This window comes from Maritalea sp. S77 (assembly GCF_049801075.1).
GTDB lineage: Bacteria > Pseudomonadota > Alphaproteobacteria > Rhizobiales > Devosiaceae > Maritalea.
Genome location: NZ_JBNAGG010000001.1, coordinates 1,104,844 through 1,120,513 on the forward strand (window position 1 = coordinate 1,104,844; position 15,670 = coordinate 1,120,513).

General features: G+C 52.7%; 14 protein-coding genes. 5 read left to right on the forward strand and 9 right to left on the reverse strand.

All coding sequences use genetic code 11. The features are described from left to right. The first annotated feature begins 87 nt into the window (after nucleotides 1-87). Together purD and ACP15Y_RS05320 are read left to right on the forward strand one after the other, a co-directional pair. On the forward strand, nucleotides 88-1,362 hold the full coding sequence (gene purD, locus ACP15Y_RS05315; RefSeq protein ID WP_424981961.1) for a phosphoribosylamine--glycine ligase: 1,275 nt from the start codon (nucleotides 88-90) through the stop codon (nucleotides 1,360-1,362). Nucleotides 1,363-1,436: 74 nt separating this feature from the next. Continuing rightward, the gene (locus ACP15Y_RS05320) at nucleotides 1,437-2,297 is read left to right on the forward strand and encodes a patatin-like phospholipase family protein (protein ID WP_424981962.1); all 861 of its coding nucleotides are present in this window, start codon (nucleotides 1,437-1,439) and stop codon (nucleotides 2,295-2,297) included. On the opposite strand, the gene ACP15Y_RS05325 is transcribed toward ACP15Y_RS05320, so the two are convergent. Further along, nucleotides 2,266-2,724 carry a nucleoside deaminase gene (locus ACP15Y_RS05325; RefSeq protein WP_424981963.1) on the reverse strand — a complete coding sequence of 153 codons (459 nt, stop codon included), beginning with the start codon at nucleotides 2,722-2,724 and terminating at the stop codon, nucleotides 2,266-2,268. The genes ACP15Y_RS05320 and ACP15Y_RS05325 overlap by 32 nt on opposite strands. 95 nt (nucleotides 2,725-2,819) lie before the next feature. Between ACP15Y_RS05325 and mutL the strand changes: the two genes are divergently transcribed. Next, complete coding sequence (gene mutL, locus ACP15Y_RS05330; RefSeq protein WP_424981964.1) at nucleotides 2,820-4,682, forward strand: DNA mismatch repair endonuclease MutL; 1,863 nt, start codon at nucleotides 2,820-2,822, stop codon at nucleotides 4,680-4,682. A gap of 2 nt (nucleotides 4,683-4,684) precedes the next feature. Here mutL and rsmD read toward each other — a convergent pair whose 3' ends face one another. From rsmD to ACP15Y_RS05360, 6 genes are all read right to left on the reverse strand, one after another. Further along, the gene (gene rsmD, locus ACP15Y_RS05335) at nucleotides 4,685-5,245 is read right to left on the reverse strand and encodes a 16S rRNA (guanine(966)-N(2))-methyltransferase RsmD (RefSeq protein ID WP_424981965.1); all 561 of its coding nucleotides are present in this window, start codon (nucleotides 5,243-5,245) and stop codon (nucleotides 4,685-4,687) included. Nucleotides 5,246-5,258: 13 nt separating this feature from the next. Then, nucleotides 5,259-6,854: a pseudouridine synthase gene (locus tag ACP15Y_RS05340; protein WP_424981966.1), complete on the reverse strand. Its 1,596-nt coding sequence runs from the start codon at nucleotides 6,852-6,854 to the stop codon at nucleotides 5,259-5,261. 50 nt (nucleotides 6,855-6,904) lie between these two features. Continuing rightward, nucleotides 6,905-7,534 (reverse strand): hypothetical protein, encoded by a 630-nt coding sequence (locus ACP15Y_RS05345; protein ID WP_424981967.1) that lies wholly within the window; start codon nucleotides 7,532-7,534, stop codon nucleotides 6,905-6,907. A 49-nt stretch (nucleotides 7,535-7,583) separates the two neighbouring features. After that, the gene (lspA, locus tag ACP15Y_RS05350) at nucleotides 7,584-8,066 is read right to left on the reverse strand and encodes a signal peptidase II (RefSeq protein WP_424981968.1); all 483 of its coding nucleotides are present in this window, start codon (nucleotides 8,064-8,066) and stop codon (nucleotides 7,584-7,586) included. A gap of 6 nt (nucleotides 8,067-8,072) precedes the next feature. Beyond that, complete coding sequence (ileS, locus tag ACP15Y_RS05355; RefSeq protein WP_424981969.1) at nucleotides 8,073-11,039, reverse strand: isoleucine--tRNA ligase; 2,967 nt, start codon at nucleotides 11,037-11,039, stop codon at nucleotides 8,073-8,075. A gap of 297 nt (nucleotides 11,040-11,336) precedes the next feature. Next, nucleotides 11,337-12,314: a bifunctional riboflavin kinase/FAD synthetase gene (locus ACP15Y_RS05360; RefSeq protein WP_424981970.1), complete on the reverse strand. Its 978-nt coding sequence runs from the start codon at nucleotides 12,312-12,314 to the stop codon at nucleotides 11,337-11,339. A gap of 197 nt (nucleotides 12,315-12,511) precedes the next feature. Here ACP15Y_RS05360 and ACP15Y_RS05365 point away from each other — a divergent pair, with 197 nt between their 5' ends. Together ACP15Y_RS05365 and ACP15Y_RS05370 are read left to right on the forward strand one after the other, a co-directional pair. Continuing rightward, complete coding sequence (locus ACP15Y_RS05365) at nucleotides 12,512-12,907, forward strand: response regulator (protein ID WP_424981971.1); 396 nt, start codon at nucleotides 12,512-12,514, stop codon at nucleotides 12,905-12,907. 1 nt (nucleotide 12,908) lies between these two features. Continuing rightward, the gene (locus ACP15Y_RS05370; RefSeq protein WP_424981972.1) at nucleotides 12,909-13,550 is read left to right on the forward strand and encodes a protein phosphatase CheZ; all 642 of its coding nucleotides are present in this window, start codon (nucleotides 12,909-12,911) and stop codon (nucleotides 13,548-13,550) included. A gap of 31 nt (nucleotides 13,551-13,581) precedes the next feature. Here ACP15Y_RS05370 and ACP15Y_RS05375 read toward each other — a convergent pair whose 3' ends face one another. Together ACP15Y_RS05375 and ACP15Y_RS05380 are read right to left on the reverse strand one after the other, a co-directional pair. Beyond that, nucleotides 13,582-14,433, reverse strand: a complete 852-nt coding sequence (locus ACP15Y_RS05375; RefSeq protein WP_424981973.1) for a TIGR01459 family HAD-type hydrolase — start codon at nucleotides 14,431-14,433, stop codon at nucleotides 13,582-13,584. A 31-nt stretch (nucleotides 14,434-14,464) separates the two neighbouring features. After that, on the reverse strand, nucleotides 14,465-15,640 hold the full coding sequence (locus ACP15Y_RS05380; protein WP_424981974.1) for an EAL domain-containing protein: 1,176 nt from the start codon (nucleotides 15,638-15,640) through the stop codon (nucleotides 14,465-14,467). Nucleotides 15,641-15,670 lie beyond the last annotated feature (30 nt).

Sequence of the window (15,670 nt, forward strand, 5' to 3'; positions counted from 1 at the left end):
ATAGTTGATACGTCAAGGGTGACCTTTTGAAATCAACATGATATGGGAACACACGCTTGGATGGTGATTAGTTTTCGGATTTATAAAATGAATATTTTGCTTTTGGGTTCCGGCGGGCGTGAACACGCATTAGCTTGGGCGATTTCGCGTTCACCTCGGTTGAACAGTTTGCATATCGCGCCGGGCAATCCCGGCATGGCCGACTGCGGCACATTGGTTAGCCTTGACGTGAACGACCATGAGGCCGTGGCAGAATATTGCAGGTCCAACAAAATCGATCTTGTTGTCGTTGGCCCGGAAGCGCCCTTGGTCGCTGGTATCGCGGATGATTTGCAAGCCAAAGGCATCAAGGTGTTTGGTCCGTCAAAAGCCGCAGCGCAGCTCGAAGGTTCCAAACATTTCACCAAGCAATTGTGCGATGAGATGAATGTGCCAACAGCGAAATATGGTCGGTTTAGCGATCTTGATTCCGCTATCGATTATGTGCGCGCTGAGGGCGCGCCAATTGTTGTGAAGGCAGACGGGCTAGCCGCGGGCAAAGGCGTGATCGTTGCGCAAAGCCTGAAGGAAGCAGAAGACGCACTTTATGCCATATTTGATGGCGCATTCGGCGCTGCTGGTGCCTCCGTGGTGATCGAAGAATGTCTGGTTGGCGAAGAAGCCAGCCTTTTTGCCATCAGCGATGGGGAAAATATCCAATTACTGCCGTCCGCGCAGGACCATAAGCGCGCCTATGATGGCGACAAGGGGCCGAACACTGGCGGCATGGGCGCCTATTCACCAGCGCCCGTGATGACTGATGAAATGATCGAGCGCGCGAGAAAAGAGATCATTGAGCCCTCCATCAAAGGCATGGCGGCTCGCGGCACGCCCTTCAAAGGGGTTTTGTTTGCTGGCCTGATGATCACGCGCGAAGGGCCAAGTTTGATCGAATACAATGTGCGATTTGGCGACCCTGAGTGCCAGGTGCTTATGTCACTGCTTAAATCTGATATTTTAGATTTGATGGAAGCATCGGTAGACGGAACGTTGGATCAACACAGCCCCGAATGGCATGAAGGCACCGCCCTCACCGTAGTGATGGCCTCTAAGGGTTATCCCGGCTCATATGATAAGGGCACGCCCATTAATGCCATCGAAAATGCCGAAGCTGACGGTGTTAAGGTGTTTCATGCCGGTACTGGCTTGAAAGGCGATCAGTTGGTGGCCACTGGTGGCCGCGTGCTGAATGTGACCGCGATGGCCGACGATGCGAAAGACGCGCGCGACAAGGCATATGCCGCAATCGAAAAGGTCGATTGGGACAATGGCTTTTACCGCAAAGACATTGCGTGGCGGGCGATTGAGCGCAAATCTTCGTGATCAGGGCTTGAAGATATAAAAGTTTAAACAATTTCATTTAACATCTGAATTGAATACGAACATCGGGTGTTAAAATGACAATCACCGGTCCCAAAATTGGCGTTGCGCTCGGCGGCGGTGCTGCTCGGGGCCTTTCGCACATAGCTGTGATTGAGGCGATGGACGAATTGGGCCTCAAACCCAGCTTGATCGCAGGCACATCGATCGGCTCCTTCATTGGAGCTGGATGGGCTGCGGGCATGAGCGGCAGCGAAATTCGCGAATATGCAATTGATGTGCTTGGCTCCATGCGCGCGCTAAGCTCTCGGCTTTGGCGCACGCAAGTGACTGGCATCAAAGCCATGTTTCAAGATGGCATTTCCATGCAGTTTGACGCCACAAAGGTGCTCACTTCGTTTGCGCCGGAAAACCTACCGAAAAACTTCGAAGATTTGAAAATCCCCTTGCGGGTAATCGCGACTGATTACCGTACATGGCATCAGGCTGTGTTTCATGAGGGAGAGATCGCCCCCGCCATAGCAGGTTCAATTGCTATTCCCAGCTTGTTTAAGCCAGTTGAACTCCGTGGCCAGACATTGGTGGATGGCGGTGTGGTCAATCCACTGCCTTTGGATCATGCGGCGCACAATATGGATATTTTGATCGGTGTGGACGTAAACGGCGATCCTGTGCCTGTTAATGAATCAGCAATGCCATCGGCAATTGATGTGGGGTTGGGCGCGGCACAAATTATGATGCATGCGCTAAGCGCCTATGCGATTTCCGCCTATCCGCCTGATATCTATGTGCGCCCGCCTGTTGGGCATTTTGGTGCCTATGAGTTTTGGCGCGTGCGAGACATTTTGGCCGCCGGCGATGTGGTGAAAGAGAAATTCAAGCGCGATTTGGCAACGCGCATTGACCTTATGCTCGCTTCTCAGCAAAAAATTGGATAAGTAAATCAGCCGCTTCTGCCTCACCGATGCCTGAAATCACTTCAGGATGGTGGTGGCACGTGGGCGATGCGAAAAACCGAACGCCATTATCTACCGCCCCACCCTTTTGGTCTTCCGCCCCATAATAGACACGCCGCAATTTGGCGTGGGCGATGGCCCCGGCACACATGGTGCAAGGCTCCAACGTCACATAGAGGTCGCAGCCATCAAGGCGTCCAGTACCTAATTCTATCAGCGCTTTGCGGATGGCTTGCATTTCGGCATGAGTGGTTGGGTCGCCGCTTCGCTTCATTTCATTTTGGGCTTTGGCTACAATCTCACCATTTTTTATGATGACCGCACCTACAGGCACTTCGCCCGCTTCGGCGGCTTGCCGCGCTAGATCTAGCGCCATTTGCATGGGTGTTTGGTCGGTTTGATTGCTCATAATGTCCTTCTTGTTGAAATGTTACCTGCCATAGCTTTGCGGTGGATGCAAAGCATTCTGCTTATCGCTATGCTGGCGAAATAGGAGAATCAGCAATGCGCATTCGGCAACTGCCAAACGATCTGGTGAACAAAATTGCGGCTGGCGAGGTGATTGAACGCCCGGCAAGCATCGTGAAAGAGCTGGTGGAAAATGCGCTCGACGCTGGCGCAACCCGCATCGCGATTTCCACGGCTGCGGGCGGCAAATCTCTGATCCGCATTGAAGATGATGGCTTTGGCATGGGGGAAGAAGATCTGCGCTTGAGCGTGGAACGCCATGCCACCTCCAAATTGCCGGAAGACGATCTGGACCATATCGCGACGCTCGGGTTTCGGGGGGAAGCGCTAGCCTCCATCAGTGCGGTGGCCGACTTGCGGATTGCCACTCGCCCCAAAGATGCTGAAATGGGACTACAATTGCGGTTTGTGGACGGTGACGCTGTGATTTCGCCTAACCCGATGCCACATGGCACCGTGATTGAAGTGCGTGATCTATTTAAGAATGTGCCTGCCCGTCTGAAGTTTTTGAAATCTGATCGAGCGGAAACCAATGCCATCACGGATGTGATGAAACGGTTGGCCATGTCTAAACCGCATGTGCACTTCATCTTGTCTGGTTCTGATCGGCAAACGCTGAACTGGCCCGCGCAGCCCATGTCCGATATTGAAGATGACTTTCAAGGCGATAAGAACCGTTTGGGGCAGATTTTGGGGTTGGACTTCGCGCAGAATGCCGTGCCGATTGATTATCAGCGCGGCCCTGTTCGGGTGCGCGGCATGGCAGCTTTGCCCACTTACACAAAGGCCAACTCACTTTCGCAGTTTTACTTTGTAAATGGCCGCCCCGTGCGCGACAAGGTGTTGCTTGGCGGTTTGCGCGGGGCTTATGCCGACTTTTTGCACCGCGATCGATTTCCGGTTGCGGCCATTTTTGTGGATTTGCCCAGCCAAGATTTAGATGTGAATGTGCACCCGGCCAAAGCCGAGGTGCGGTTTCGCGATTCCGGCCTTGTGCGTGCGGCGGTGATCCGCGGGGTGATGAATGCGCTTGATGCCGCTGGGTTCAGGGCTTCGAAAACGGTTTCAGATGCAACGCTGAATGCGTTTCAACCGGGTGGCACACCGCCTCCACCTCCCGCAGACGCAAGCGGTGCACCTGCATCACATGTGGCACCAAATGCCACTGGTGATGGTTTTGCAATGCCGCAACAGCAGCAATGGCGTAGCCCAAGCTATATGGCCCCGCCCCCGGGTGCTGGGATGCCGCGAATGCAGGAGGTGCATCAGCCGAGCGCGCGCATGGAGACCACAAGTGAAATTCCACCAGAGGATGATGATTTTCCGCTGGGGTCTGCCCGTGCACAATTGTTTGAGAACTATATTGTAGCGCAAGGTCCGGACAGCTTGATTGTGGTGGACCAACATGCAGCCCATGAACGTTTGGTTTATGAGCGGTTCAAGAGGGAGCTGAGCGACGGGCCAGTGCCAGCACAGCGTCAATTGATCCCCGTGGTCATCGAGCTGCCCGAAGAGGATTGCGACCGTCTTGAGGAAGCACAGGAGGAACTTGCGCAGGTTGGCCTCGGCGTAGAACGCTTTGGGCCGCGTGCCATTGCCGTGCATGAGACGCCAGCAATTTTGAAGCATCCCAACGTGGATAAACTGATCCATGATGTGGCCGACCAATTGGCCGAATGGGACAATATCTCTATCGTGCGCGAACGGTTGGAAGAAGTGGCCGCGCGGATGGCGTGCCATGGCTCGGTCCGTTCAGGTCGCCGATTGCGCGCGGAGGAAATGAATGTGCTGCTGCGCGACATGGAAGCCACGCCACATTCGGGCCAGTGCATTCATGGTCGCCCCACCTATGTGGAACTTAAGAAAGCAGATATTGAACGGCTGTTTGGTCGGCGGTAAAACTAGGCGTTCGGTGCCTTGAACAAGTGGATTACGGTGTCGCCATATGCGCGTTCATCGAGCAATTCAAAGCCTTCGGGTGCGGCAACTTCAACGCCCTTTTGCTCTTCAAATACGATGATCGCTTCTGGTGCGATCCATCCACCTTCAAAAGCTGCTGCGAGCGCTTTATCGCCAAGCCCCTTGGCGTAAGGCGGGTCCAAAAACACAAGATTGCAGGGCAAGATACGCTGAATTTGGCCAAGATCTGTCGCATCGCGGCGCAACATGCGGGATTGGCCTGCAACGCCGAAATTTTGGATATTTTCCCGCAGCAATGCCCGCGCCTCTACGCCAGTATCCACAAAGGTGGAATGCTCTGCCCCGCGCGAAAGAGCTTCCAGCCCCAACGCGCCAGTACCTGCAAAAAGATCAAGCACCCGACATCCGCTCATCACCGGACCAAAATGGTTGGCCAGAATATTGAATAGGCTTTCCCGCACCCGATCTGAAGTGGGGCGAATGTCGTTTGATTGAGGAGCGGCGATGGTTTTGGACTTAAACTTGCCAGCAACAATGCGCATAAATTAGACCGCTCTATGATTTGCGCGGCGGACGTCCGCCCGGCTTGCCACCACCCGGTCTGCCACCACCAAATGACTTACCGCCACCTGGCTTGCCGCCGCGACCACGTGGGCCGCGTTGATCACCTGCTGGACGACCCTTATGACGGCCAGCATCGGAGAACCCTTGTGACCGATCGTCCCGTGGCTTACCGCGACCGCCAGCAGGTCTACCCCGAGGCTTGTCGCCGAATGATTTGCGCTCGCCTTGACGCTCGCTACGTTCCGACTTTTCGGCATTGCGATCTGTAAATGCACCGCGCCGATCATCAGGTCGACGATCATCGCGACGCCCTGCAGCACCGCGTGGCTTATCACCAAAATGCTTCTTCTCGCCGAATTTCTTTTCGCCAAACTTTTTCTCGCCAAAGGGGCGTCCACCCTCTTTGCGGTCGCGTTTTTCAAAAGGCTTACCATCGCGACGACGGTCGTCACGGCCTTTTTCACCATCGCGAGGCGGGCGATCTTTCGAGAATTCGCGCTTGGGCCCGCGATCATCGCGATCAAATTTGCGTCCCTTGTCGCCAAATCCTCTTTTGCCGCGAGGGCCAGAATCCTCGTCGTCTTTTTTGCGAGCGCGCGGAATATGTTCACCGATATTGCCATCATCAAAGAACACACGACGCTTGGGCGTTTCTTCCTGCTCTTCAAACTTACGGCGCGGTGCGCGATGATCATCTTTTGGCTTGCGCGGTTCGCCTGTGCGGCCACGCGCGCGGCCAAATTGACCCGTTTTCTCTTCAGACTTTTTCTTTGCAGCCTTTGGCACAACCGGCACAATTGGACCATCGAAATCAACGCCAGCTTCTTCCGCTAGCTTTTGGCCTAACTGATCTTTCAACACGCGGGTTTTCACTGCCTGAATTTCACCCGGCTTCAATTCATTGAGCTGGAATGGTCCATAGCTAAGACGGATAAGACGGTTCACATCCAGCCCGAATGCAGACAGAACATTTTTAACTTCGCGGTTTTTGCCTTCACGCAGTGAAACGATCAGCCACACATTGCTGCCTTGCTGGCGCTCAAGCGTGGCTTCGATAGGGCCATAATGCACCTTATCGATGGTCACGCCATCTTTCAGTTCGTCCAGTTTCTCTTGTGTGATGCGGCCATAGGCCCGCACGCGATAGCGCCGTGCCCAACCTGTGGATGGCAGTTCCAAAGCCCGTTTTAGGCCGCCCTCATTGGTGAGGAGCAAGAGCCCTTCTGTATTGATGTCCAACCGACCAACTGTCAGCACGCGCGGCAAGCCTGCTTCTTCAAAGGCTTGGAAAATTGTCGGGCGTCCTTCGGGATCACTTTCAGACACAACAAGGCCAGGCGGCTTGTGATAAAGCCAGACGCGCGTTGCTTCGCGCTCGGTCAATGGCTTGCCATCAACAAGTACGCGGTCTTTTGCGGTGATTTTGATGGCGGGGCTATCGATGGTTTTGCCGTTCACCGCAACGCGGCCGTCTTCAATCCATGTTTCCGCAGTGCGGCGCGAACATAGGCCCGCGCGCGCCATCACTTTGGCAATGCGATCACCGTCCTGGCGGTCATTTGTGCTGCCAGCGTCTTTTTTGGCCATTAGAGCCCTTCCGAAGCAATAAAAATATATCGGACGGGTTTACCCGTTTGTTAGGAGCCTTGCAACGCTTCTCTGATCTCTGGCGGACAAAGTGGGCTATCCAACGGCACCAAATCGCCATTTTCCGCCAAACAGATCAAATCTTGACCGCCAACCTTGGTGAAATACTTCTCAGGTGGCAGATAAAGAGGCCGTTTGTCGCCATTTTTAAGCGCTTGTTGATAGGCCAAACGCTGTTCGCGGAAGCGGCGCGCCACTTCTTGCGCTTCTTTCGGGGTGAATGCGCGGCCTTGTGCGTCGCTAAGGTCAGCAACACGGGCACCCCGGATCAAACGAATTTCATTTTCGGTGAGCTGGGTTTCATCCAACCGCACCTCATCAGAATCTTCCGGCAAGGCTGCAACGGCCGTTTTTGTTGGAATTGGCAAAAACTTAGTGTCTTTTGGCAAAACCAACGGCGCGCGCGGGGCAGAAATATCTTCTTTTTCTTCCCGTTCCATCACGCCCAAGCCACGCAAGGTTTCCGTCATCACTTCACGTTCAAAGGTGTTGCCATCCTTAAAGGCGTTGGTGCCTTCAACAGTTGTGCATGCAGACAGGGCAAAAAGAGATGCGCCCACCAAGGCCGCAGTTCCGGTCCATTTGGCGAAAAGATTTGATTTCTGGTTCGTTCCGAACATGCATGCCACTCCAAAATACTTGCCGAAAGGCCTTAGGTCTCAAAAAAGGCTATTTTGAGGACACATCGCCTTGGGGCCTTAGCACTATATCCCATAACAAGATAATAAGGCCAAGGGCAATTGCTACATCTGCCAGATTAAAAATATACCAATAATAGCCAAATGCATGGAAAGAAAAGAAGTCTGCCACGGCACCATAAGCAATGCGATCAATCAAATTGCCCAATGCACCGCCCAGTACAATGGCGATTCCCCATCTGGTGAGGTCTGTTTTTGCGGTGGCCCACCAGATGGCGAGCCCCAGCATGGCAACGGACATAATCCCGATCAAGACATACGGTGATGAGTTGCCTAGCCAACCATATGAAATGCCGGTATTCCAAGCCAAAACATAATCAAAGAATGGGGTGACGTTGACAATTTCGCCGCCAGTCCACCCCAAAACATTGAGCATAAATAGCTTGTGTCCCTGGTCAATCAACAGGGCCAGAATGAAGGCAAATAGGCTTTTGTGGGCAATATTCGCCTTCATTTTTACTTATCCTGCTGCTAGTTCGCGCAATGCCTGTGCATCGCGCAATGTAACATCAGGATACTCAGGATCTTGGCCAACTTCGGGCAAAACTTTCCAAGAGCGTTCGCACTTGGTGCCTTCCGCCATTGCTGGAACCACAGCTACGCCCGGCACATCGTCCAAACGGAATGCTTCGGTTGGGCCTTCATTTTGCAGCACTTCTGCCTGACTTGTGATGGAAATTTCCGCCACATCCTGCCCGTGTAGCGCCACATAAAGATCCGCGTCAGAGACATAGATTTTTGGCGCTGATTCGAGCGAGGCACCAATGCGTTTCTCGCGGCGCTCAATTTCCAGCGCGCCGGTGACCACGCGGCGCACTTTGCGGATTTTCGCCCACTTCTCGGCCAGTTCCTCATTGCGCCAATTTGCCGGCACCGTTGGGAATTCGCGCTTATGCACTGAGCTATCGCCATCTGGGAACCGCTCCAACCACACTTCTTCCATGGTGAACACCATGATCGGTGCCAACCATGCTGTGAGGCACTCAAAAAGTTTGTTCAAAACGGTCATCGCTGCTTTGCGTTTCACGCTAGATTTCGGGTCGCAATAGAGCGCATCCTTGCGGATATCGAAATAGAACGCAGACAAATCAACTGTCATGAAATTAAACAAGGTCGAAAAGACACGTTTAAAATCAAAGGTTTTGTAATATGTCCGCACATCTTCATCGAGCTTCGCGATGCGGTGTAGCATATATTGCTCTAGCTCTGGCATATCCTCGAATGCAACTTCATCCGCAGGATCGTAATGTGCCAAACTGCCCAACAAGAAGCGCAATGTGTTGCGCATTTTGCGGTAGGCGTCGACCGTGGTTTTGATGATGGTATCGCCGATCCGGTGATCTTCCGAATAGTCAACTGACGCCACCCAAAGACGCAAGATATCTGCACCATATTGCTTGATGATATCTTGTGGCGCGATGGTGTTGCCGATCGACTTTGACATTTTCCGCCCGTCTTCAGCCATGGTGAAACCATGGGTGATGACGTTCTTATATGGCGCGCGGCCACGCGTACCACAGCTTTCCAGCAATGAAGATTGGAACCAGCCCCGGTGTTGGTCGGAGCCCTCCAAATACACATCGGCAGGAGATTGGTGATCAGCGCGCTTTTCCAGCACGAAAGAGTGGGTTGACCCGGAGTCGAACCACACATCCAAAATGTCTGTCACTTGCTTCCATTCAGCCGCATTATATTTATCGGTCAGGAAGCGCTCCTTTGCGCCTTCGGCAAACCAAGCATCAGCGCCTTCTTTTTCAAAGGCATCTGCGATGCGGGTGTTCACGTCCTCATCTTTGAGCACGTCGCCATCTTCATTGACGAACACACAGATCGGCACACCCCATGTACGCTGACGAGACAGCACCCAATCTGGGCGACCTTCAACCATTGAACTCAAGCGGCGTTTGCCTGTTTGCGGCACAAAGTTTGTCGCTTCGATCGCGTCCATGGCGCGGGTGCGCAACGTGTCGCCTGCCCCGCCAATATCGCGATCCATATACACAAACCATTGTGGCGTGTTGCGATAGATGATCGGCTTTTTCGAGCGCCAAGAATGCGGATATTGGTGCTTCAAGCGGCCGCGCGCAGCCATGGCACCACGGGCTGCCAATTCAGCAATCACTTTATTGTTGGCATCGCCTTTTTTGCCTTTGTCATCGATGATGCGCGCACCTTCAAAGCCCGGTGCGTCCTTGGTGTAATAACCGCCCGCGTCCACGCAGAACGGGATAGTTGTATCAATGCCGCGTGCTTCAAGGTCGCGTGCATTGTCCATCCAAATTTCAAAGTCGTCCGCGCCGTGGCCCGGTGCCGTATGCACAAAGCCTGTACCAGCTTCATCCGTTACGTGATCGCCATCAAGCAAAGGCACGGTGTATTCATAGCCGCCGCCATGGCCATTCAAAGGATGCTCACATTCGATGGTCGCCAGCACAGCTGCAGGCACGTCGCTCACGCGTTCAAACGCATCCACGCGGGCCTTGCCGAACACATCTGCCGCCAAATTATCGGCCAGCACCAGCAATTCGCCTTTTTCCACCCAATTTTCGTCTGGCGCATCAGTAACCTGATAAAGGCCATAGGAAATGTCTGATGAGTACGACACCGCACGGTTGGTTGGGATCGTCCAAGGAGTCGTCGTCCAGATGACTACTTTAGCATCCATCAGTTTTTCGACCAACTCGGCCTGATCGCCAGTGCCGCCAGCAGCAGACACGGGGAATTTCACCCAGATCGCATCACTCTCATATTCATGATATTCGATTTCCGCTTCAGCCAAGGCTGTGCGTTCCACAACGGACCACATCACTGGCTTTGAGCCGCGATAAAGCTGGCCTGAGGTGGCGAATTTCATCAATTCGCGTGCGATTTGCGCTTCTGCATCATAGGCCATGGTGATGTAAGGATTGTCCCAATCGCCATTCACGCCCAAGCGCTTAAATTCTTCGCGCTGTACGTCCAGCCAATGGGCAGCAAACTCACGACATTCCTTGCGGAATTCGTTGATCGGCACTTCGTCCTTGTTCTTGCCTTTGGCACGATATTGCTCTTCGATCTTCCATTCGATGGGCAAGCCGTGGCAATCCCAACCTGGGATATAGGCTGCGTTATAGCCCTGCATTTGGTGCGAACGCACAACCATATCTTTCAGCACTTTGTTCAGTGAGTGGCCGATATGGATGTTGCCGTTGGCATAAGGTGGGCCATCATGAAGGATGAATTTTTCTTTGTCCTTCGAGGCATAGCGCAACTGCTGATAGATGTTCATATCTTCCCAGCGCTTAAGCCAGCCTGGCTCGCGCTTGGGCAAGCCTGCCCGCATGGGGAAGTCTGTTTTTGGCAAGTTCAACGTTGCCGAATAGTCTTTTTTCTCATTTTGCGGATTATCCGCGCCTGATGAATTGTCGCTCATGGTGCTAACCGTCATTCATTATGTCACTGGAAAAGCCATCGGGCTGATACGCCCTGGCATACTTACAATTTTTATCCGACACTTCGTTCGCGCGCTTCGCGCTGGTTACGAAGGCCGGCTAATAATTCGAATAATCGGAATATTGATCTGCGCAGGATTAATCGCCCGTCGCGACGCGACGAACGGAAAATGAATAGGCGTGTGATCAAAAAAGGCCACGAGTTGGTCACCGATATATTGTTGGTCTGAACGAATTAGGGCACAAATACCCCTAAAGTCAATCTTTAGCCCGAAAAACTTGGCGCATTGCCCCTAGCCGCTGAAAAAGCCGAGCGTGACGTCAATGTCAGAGATGGCAACCTCTTTAGCCAGCACAGATTTGGCGTTTTCACTGTCCTTATCCATGGCAGCGATCAACTCATCGAGTGAATTGAAGTTTTCTTCACCCCGCAAATATTGGCAAAGGGCAACTTCCATATATTCGCCATAGACTTCCTCAGCGAAGTCGAAAATATGCGTTTCGAACAAGGTGGTGCCATTATCGAACATCGGGCGGCGACCATAGTTGGCGACGCCATTATAGGTTTTGCCCTTGACCCGTGCGCGCACCACGTAAACACCGTGCTTCAAGCCTTCATGGGGCGACAGATGCAAGTTTGCCGTTGGGTATCCCAGCTCCCTGCCCCGCTTGTCGCCATGGCTAACTTCGCCAGCGATAAATGCATGATAGCCAAGCAATTGGTTGGCAAATTCAACTTCGCCATCGCGCAGCGCCTCGCGCACACGCGTGGATGAAACAGGCGCATCCCCTTCGTCCAACATATGGTTGATCACCACGTCGAACCCATATTTCGGCCCCGCTTCAACCAGATATTGCGGAGTGCCTGCACGATCTTTGCCAAAGTGGAAATCAGCCCCTACGGTGACAATCGATGCGCCAAGCTGATCGACAATATAATTCTCAATAAAATCAGATGCCGATTTTTGTGAAAACTCTTTGGTGAATGGCATGATCACAACGCCATCAAAGCCCATGGCTTCAACCAAGCGCGCTTTTTGATTACGCTCTGTGAGCCGGAACATGAAAGGCGCTGGCGCAAAAACATCACGCGGGTGCGGCTCAAATGTCAGCACCAAAGCAGGTACATTATCGGCTGCAGCCATCTGCTTCGCTCGTTCAAAAATCGACTGGTGCCCGCGATGACAGCCATCAAAGTTGCCAATGGCGACAACGCCGCCACGCAAATGCTGTGGCAACTCACCCAGATTTTCGACAATTGTAAACGCCATATTGAGAGCCCTGCTTATTGAATCAAAGGCGGAAATTAATTGGCGCAAACTGCCCCTTTTGGCAACAATTTGCAAGCAGGTGCTTTTCAAATTTTACCAGCACGGACTACGGGCTTTTCCCAAGTTGCCGGTTTACCGCTATTTCAACGCGTCCGCTTACCATAATCACATATTTAATGATTAATAGGGGTAAGAGAATGGCTTTGGATCGTTCAATGCGCATTCTGATCGTGGATGATTATGCAACCATGCTGCGCATCTTGCGCAATCTTTTACGGCAATTGGGCTTCGAAAATGTCGATGATGCGAAAGACGGGCATGAAGCGGCGCAGATGGCTGCGCGTAACAAATATGATTTGATCATTTCAGATTGGAACATGGAGCCGATGACTGGCTATGAATTGTTGCGCCACGTGCGCGCCGATCCGCAAAATGCACAGATCCCTTTCATTATGATCACGGCAGAATCTGCCACCGAAAATGTGATCGCCGCCAAACGGGCTGGCGTGAATAACTACATCATCAAGCCGTTCACCACAGAGGTGCTTTTCGCCAAAATGCAAGCGGTGTTTGAAAAGCAGATGGCGGGTTAGCATGATGGCACAAACAGCAAAGAAACCTACAGCAGAACTTGATTTGACTGATTTGGCAAATGTAGACGAAGAACGCATTCCGCTAAAGGATGTGATTGCTTTGGCGGAAAAAGTCACCACGGCACTCAAACCCCTTGTGCGGAGTTTAGACCGATCTATGCATCAAGAATTGCGCGAGATCTTGCTCGCCATTGAAAGCTTGCGCACAGAACTCTCACGCGTTGATGCCAACGATATCTTCGCCAAACGCATCCCAGAGATGGGTCGCGAATTGGGCGCCATTGTGAAAGCAACTGAAGTGGCGACCGATACCATTATGAATGTGGCGGAACAGGTTTTATCGGCAGATAAGTCCGATCCTGAAAAATATCACGCCGAGGTTGAACAGCATATGATGGCTATCTTTGAGGCGTGTAGCTTTCAAGATCTCACGGGCCAGCGTGTCACCAAAATTATCCACACCATGGAAGTGATTGAAGATCGCATCGAAGTGCTGTGCAAAATGATCGAAAACAACAATATCGCGCCCATCAGCACTGGTGAGCCGAGCGCCCAAGAAAAACGCAATCGCGAAAAGTTAGTGAGTGGCCCTGCCCATGAGGGCGAAGGCGTTTCACAGTCCGACATCGACGCGATGTTCTAACCTTGCCGCCCTTCCCCCAATGCCCTGCGCTTTACCAATAAAGGCGTGGGGCAAAGCCAACAGTGTTGGCAGCGCTTTGCTTCACAAGATTGGTGATCATTTCAGGATCAGGGTTTTCCACGTCGCCAAATTCCTGCGCGTGGATGGAGCCGGAGATAAACAGGAAATCATAGCCCATTTGGGCCGCCCCCGTTGCATCCGTACGTACGCTATCGCCAATGGCCAAGGTGCGTTTGGGGGCTGGGTCTGTGCCGAGCTTTTCTGCCGCTAGCCGCGTCGCGCGCTGATAGATTGGCGCATAGGGTTTACCGGCCAAGCGGACTTCGCCACCCGCCTGTTCATAAACATCGGCCAGCGCACCACCGCAATAGATCAGCTCATCGCCCACTTCCACGACCTTGTCTGGGTTAGCGCAAATGAATGGCAACCCACGCTCGCGCCAATCAATGGCGTCGTCCACATAATCTTCAGGCGTCCGACCATATTCAAGATCGGTGCACATGATGGCCTTGGCTTCTTCGAGCGAGCCGAAATGTACGTCAATGCCGTCAAAAAGTGCTGAATCGCTGTCTGGCCCCAATCGATAAAGGGTTTGCCCTTCAAACGGGCGGATCAAGTCACGAGTGGCATCGCCCGATGTGACGATGGCATCATAGATATCGGCGGTCACGCCTAGGTTTGTGATTTCTGCCGCAATCTCGCGCGAAGGACGTGGGGCGTTGGTCACCAACACCACAGCTTTGCCCATGGCTTTGGCTTCCCTCAACGCGGCAATGGCCGTTTTGTGGCCAGCAACGCCATTGTGCAACACGCCCCAAACATCGCAAAACAGGGCATCATATTGATCGATTAGGCCGGAAAGGCCTACTTTATTCAAGGACATAGGTTAACTTCATTCCGTGTTGGGACACGCCTTAATAGGCGGAGGATTGAACTTTTTGCTGTTCGCCCAATAGATCAGGACGAACCGGAGATGGCGGCGCGATATGCTCACCTTGTGCAAATGGGATTTTGTCGTCCAGCAGCATCAAAATCTGCTCTTCCTGCACTACATTATCCATGATCAGGCCCACATCATAACGCTTCACAAAGTCTGCCACATCAGCATTGTGCAGGTCGGAGTAAGATTGCGGGCTTTCGATGAAACGTTGTGTATCTGCCTTCACATATTTGATGCCGCGTGCATATAGGTCTTGGAAGTTGAGCCGCAAACTGCGCACTTTATTGAGGCAAATGCCCACGCCAATCCGCACAAACTGCGCCAGCATTGCGCGTTGATTTTCGTTTAGACCAGCGTAGCGTTCCTCATCCATCATCAAGAACAAGCTGGCTGTTACGGCACGGTTGGAGCGCACCAATTCAATCAGGCGTTCACAAGCATCTGTATCATTGAGCAAGCAATAGGAAATTGGGACAAACAGCGAAGTCGGCTCGCCTGTAATGTTGGATCGATGGATGATGTTGGCTGCCTGCCGCACCAACATTTGCTCGAGCTCGGAGATGGTTCCGGTAAGATCGGTTTGTGGCAAGAATTCACTTGCATTCAATAGCTTACCACCTGGCTGCGAGATTTTTGGCACAAGATCATAGCCCAATGCGCGACGATGCGGCAGCGTGACGATGGGTTGCAGATATTGGCGCATACGGCCCTCGGCCAGCGCGTCCTGCAAAATTGAAATCGGCACATCTTCTTCGTCTTCGTCGGCGTTCTCTTCTGCCGAAAAACTTGATTTGATCGGTGCGACATTTGAGGGGGCGGCTGGCGCTGGTTCAGGCGCTGGCGGCGGGGCCATAGCTTGGGTGGCTTGCGCCTCTTCAACTTCGGCAACGGCCTCTGCCAATTCGCGCACAACAGTGCCCAAAACCGAAATATCGGCTTCAACATCTTCCAAACGATTATTCACATTGATGTTGGAGAGATAATTCACCTGATCGGACATGATCTCATTGGTGCGGGCAACCACGCCTAATTGTTGAGCAATTTCAGAAACGCGCTGGGCCAAATATTTTTCCGTGCGGCGGCGAAATAGGCCTTCGATGACCACAAAGCAGGTCAAAGCGAAAAGACCTGTCACCAAAATGGCATCCATGAGGGTCACACCAAGCCCGAAGTAGGCGGT

Excerpts from the sequence above, each read along its gene's own strand:
- purD (WP_424981961.1), top strand. The coding sequence starts at position 88 with ATGAATATTTTGCTTTTGGGTTCCGGCGGGCGTGAACACGCATTAGCT.
- ACP15Y_RS05320 (WP_424981962.1), top strand. The coding sequence starts at position 1,437 with ATGACAATCACCGGTCCCAAAATTGGCGTTGCGCTCGGCGGCGGTGCT.
- ACP15Y_RS05325 (WP_424981963.1), bottom strand. The coding sequence starts at position 2,724 with ATGAGCAATCAAACCGACCAAACACCCATGCAAATGGCGCTAGATCTA.
- mutL (WP_424981964.1), top strand. The coding sequence starts at position 2,820 with ATGCGCATTCGGCAACTGCCAAACGATCTGGTGAACAAAATTGCGGCT.
- rsmD (WP_424981965.1), bottom strand. The coding sequence starts at position 5,245 with ATGCGCATTGTTGCTGGCAAGTTTAAGTCCAAAACCATCGCCGCTCCT.
- ACP15Y_RS05340 (WP_424981966.1), bottom strand. The coding sequence starts at position 6,854 with ATGGCCAAAAAAGACGCTGGCAGCACAAATGACCGCCAGGACGGTGAT.
- ACP15Y_RS05345 (WP_424981967.1), bottom strand. The coding sequence starts at position 7,534 with ATGTTCGGAACGAACCAGAAATCAAATCTTTTCGCCAAATGGACCGGA.
- lspA (WP_424981968.1), bottom strand. The coding sequence starts at position 8,066 with ATGAAGGCGAATATTGCCCACAAAAGCCTATTTGCCTTCATTCTGGCC.
- ileS (WP_424981969.1), bottom strand. The coding sequence starts at position 11,039 with ATGACGGTTAGCACCATGAGCGACAATTCATCAGGCGCGGATAATCCG.
- ACP15Y_RS05360 (WP_424981970.1), bottom strand. The coding sequence starts at position 12,314 with ATGGCGTTTACAATTGTCGAAAATCTGGGTGAGTTGCCACAGCATTTG.
- ACP15Y_RS05365 (WP_424981971.1), top strand. The coding sequence starts at position 12,512 with ATGGCTTTGGATCGTTCAATGCGCATTCTGATCGTGGATGATTATGCA.
- ACP15Y_RS05370 (WP_424981972.1), top strand. The coding sequence starts at position 12,909 with ATGATGGCACAAACAGCAAAGAAACCTACAGCAGAACTTGATTTGACT.
- ACP15Y_RS05375 (WP_424981973.1), bottom strand. The coding sequence starts at position 14,433 with ATGTCCTTGAATAAAGTAGGCCTTTCCGGCCTAATCGATCAATATGAT.
- ACP15Y_RS05380 (WP_424981974.1), bottom strand. The coding sequence starts at position 15,640 with ATGGATGCCATTTTGGTGACAGGTCTTTTCGCTTTGACCTGCTTTGTG.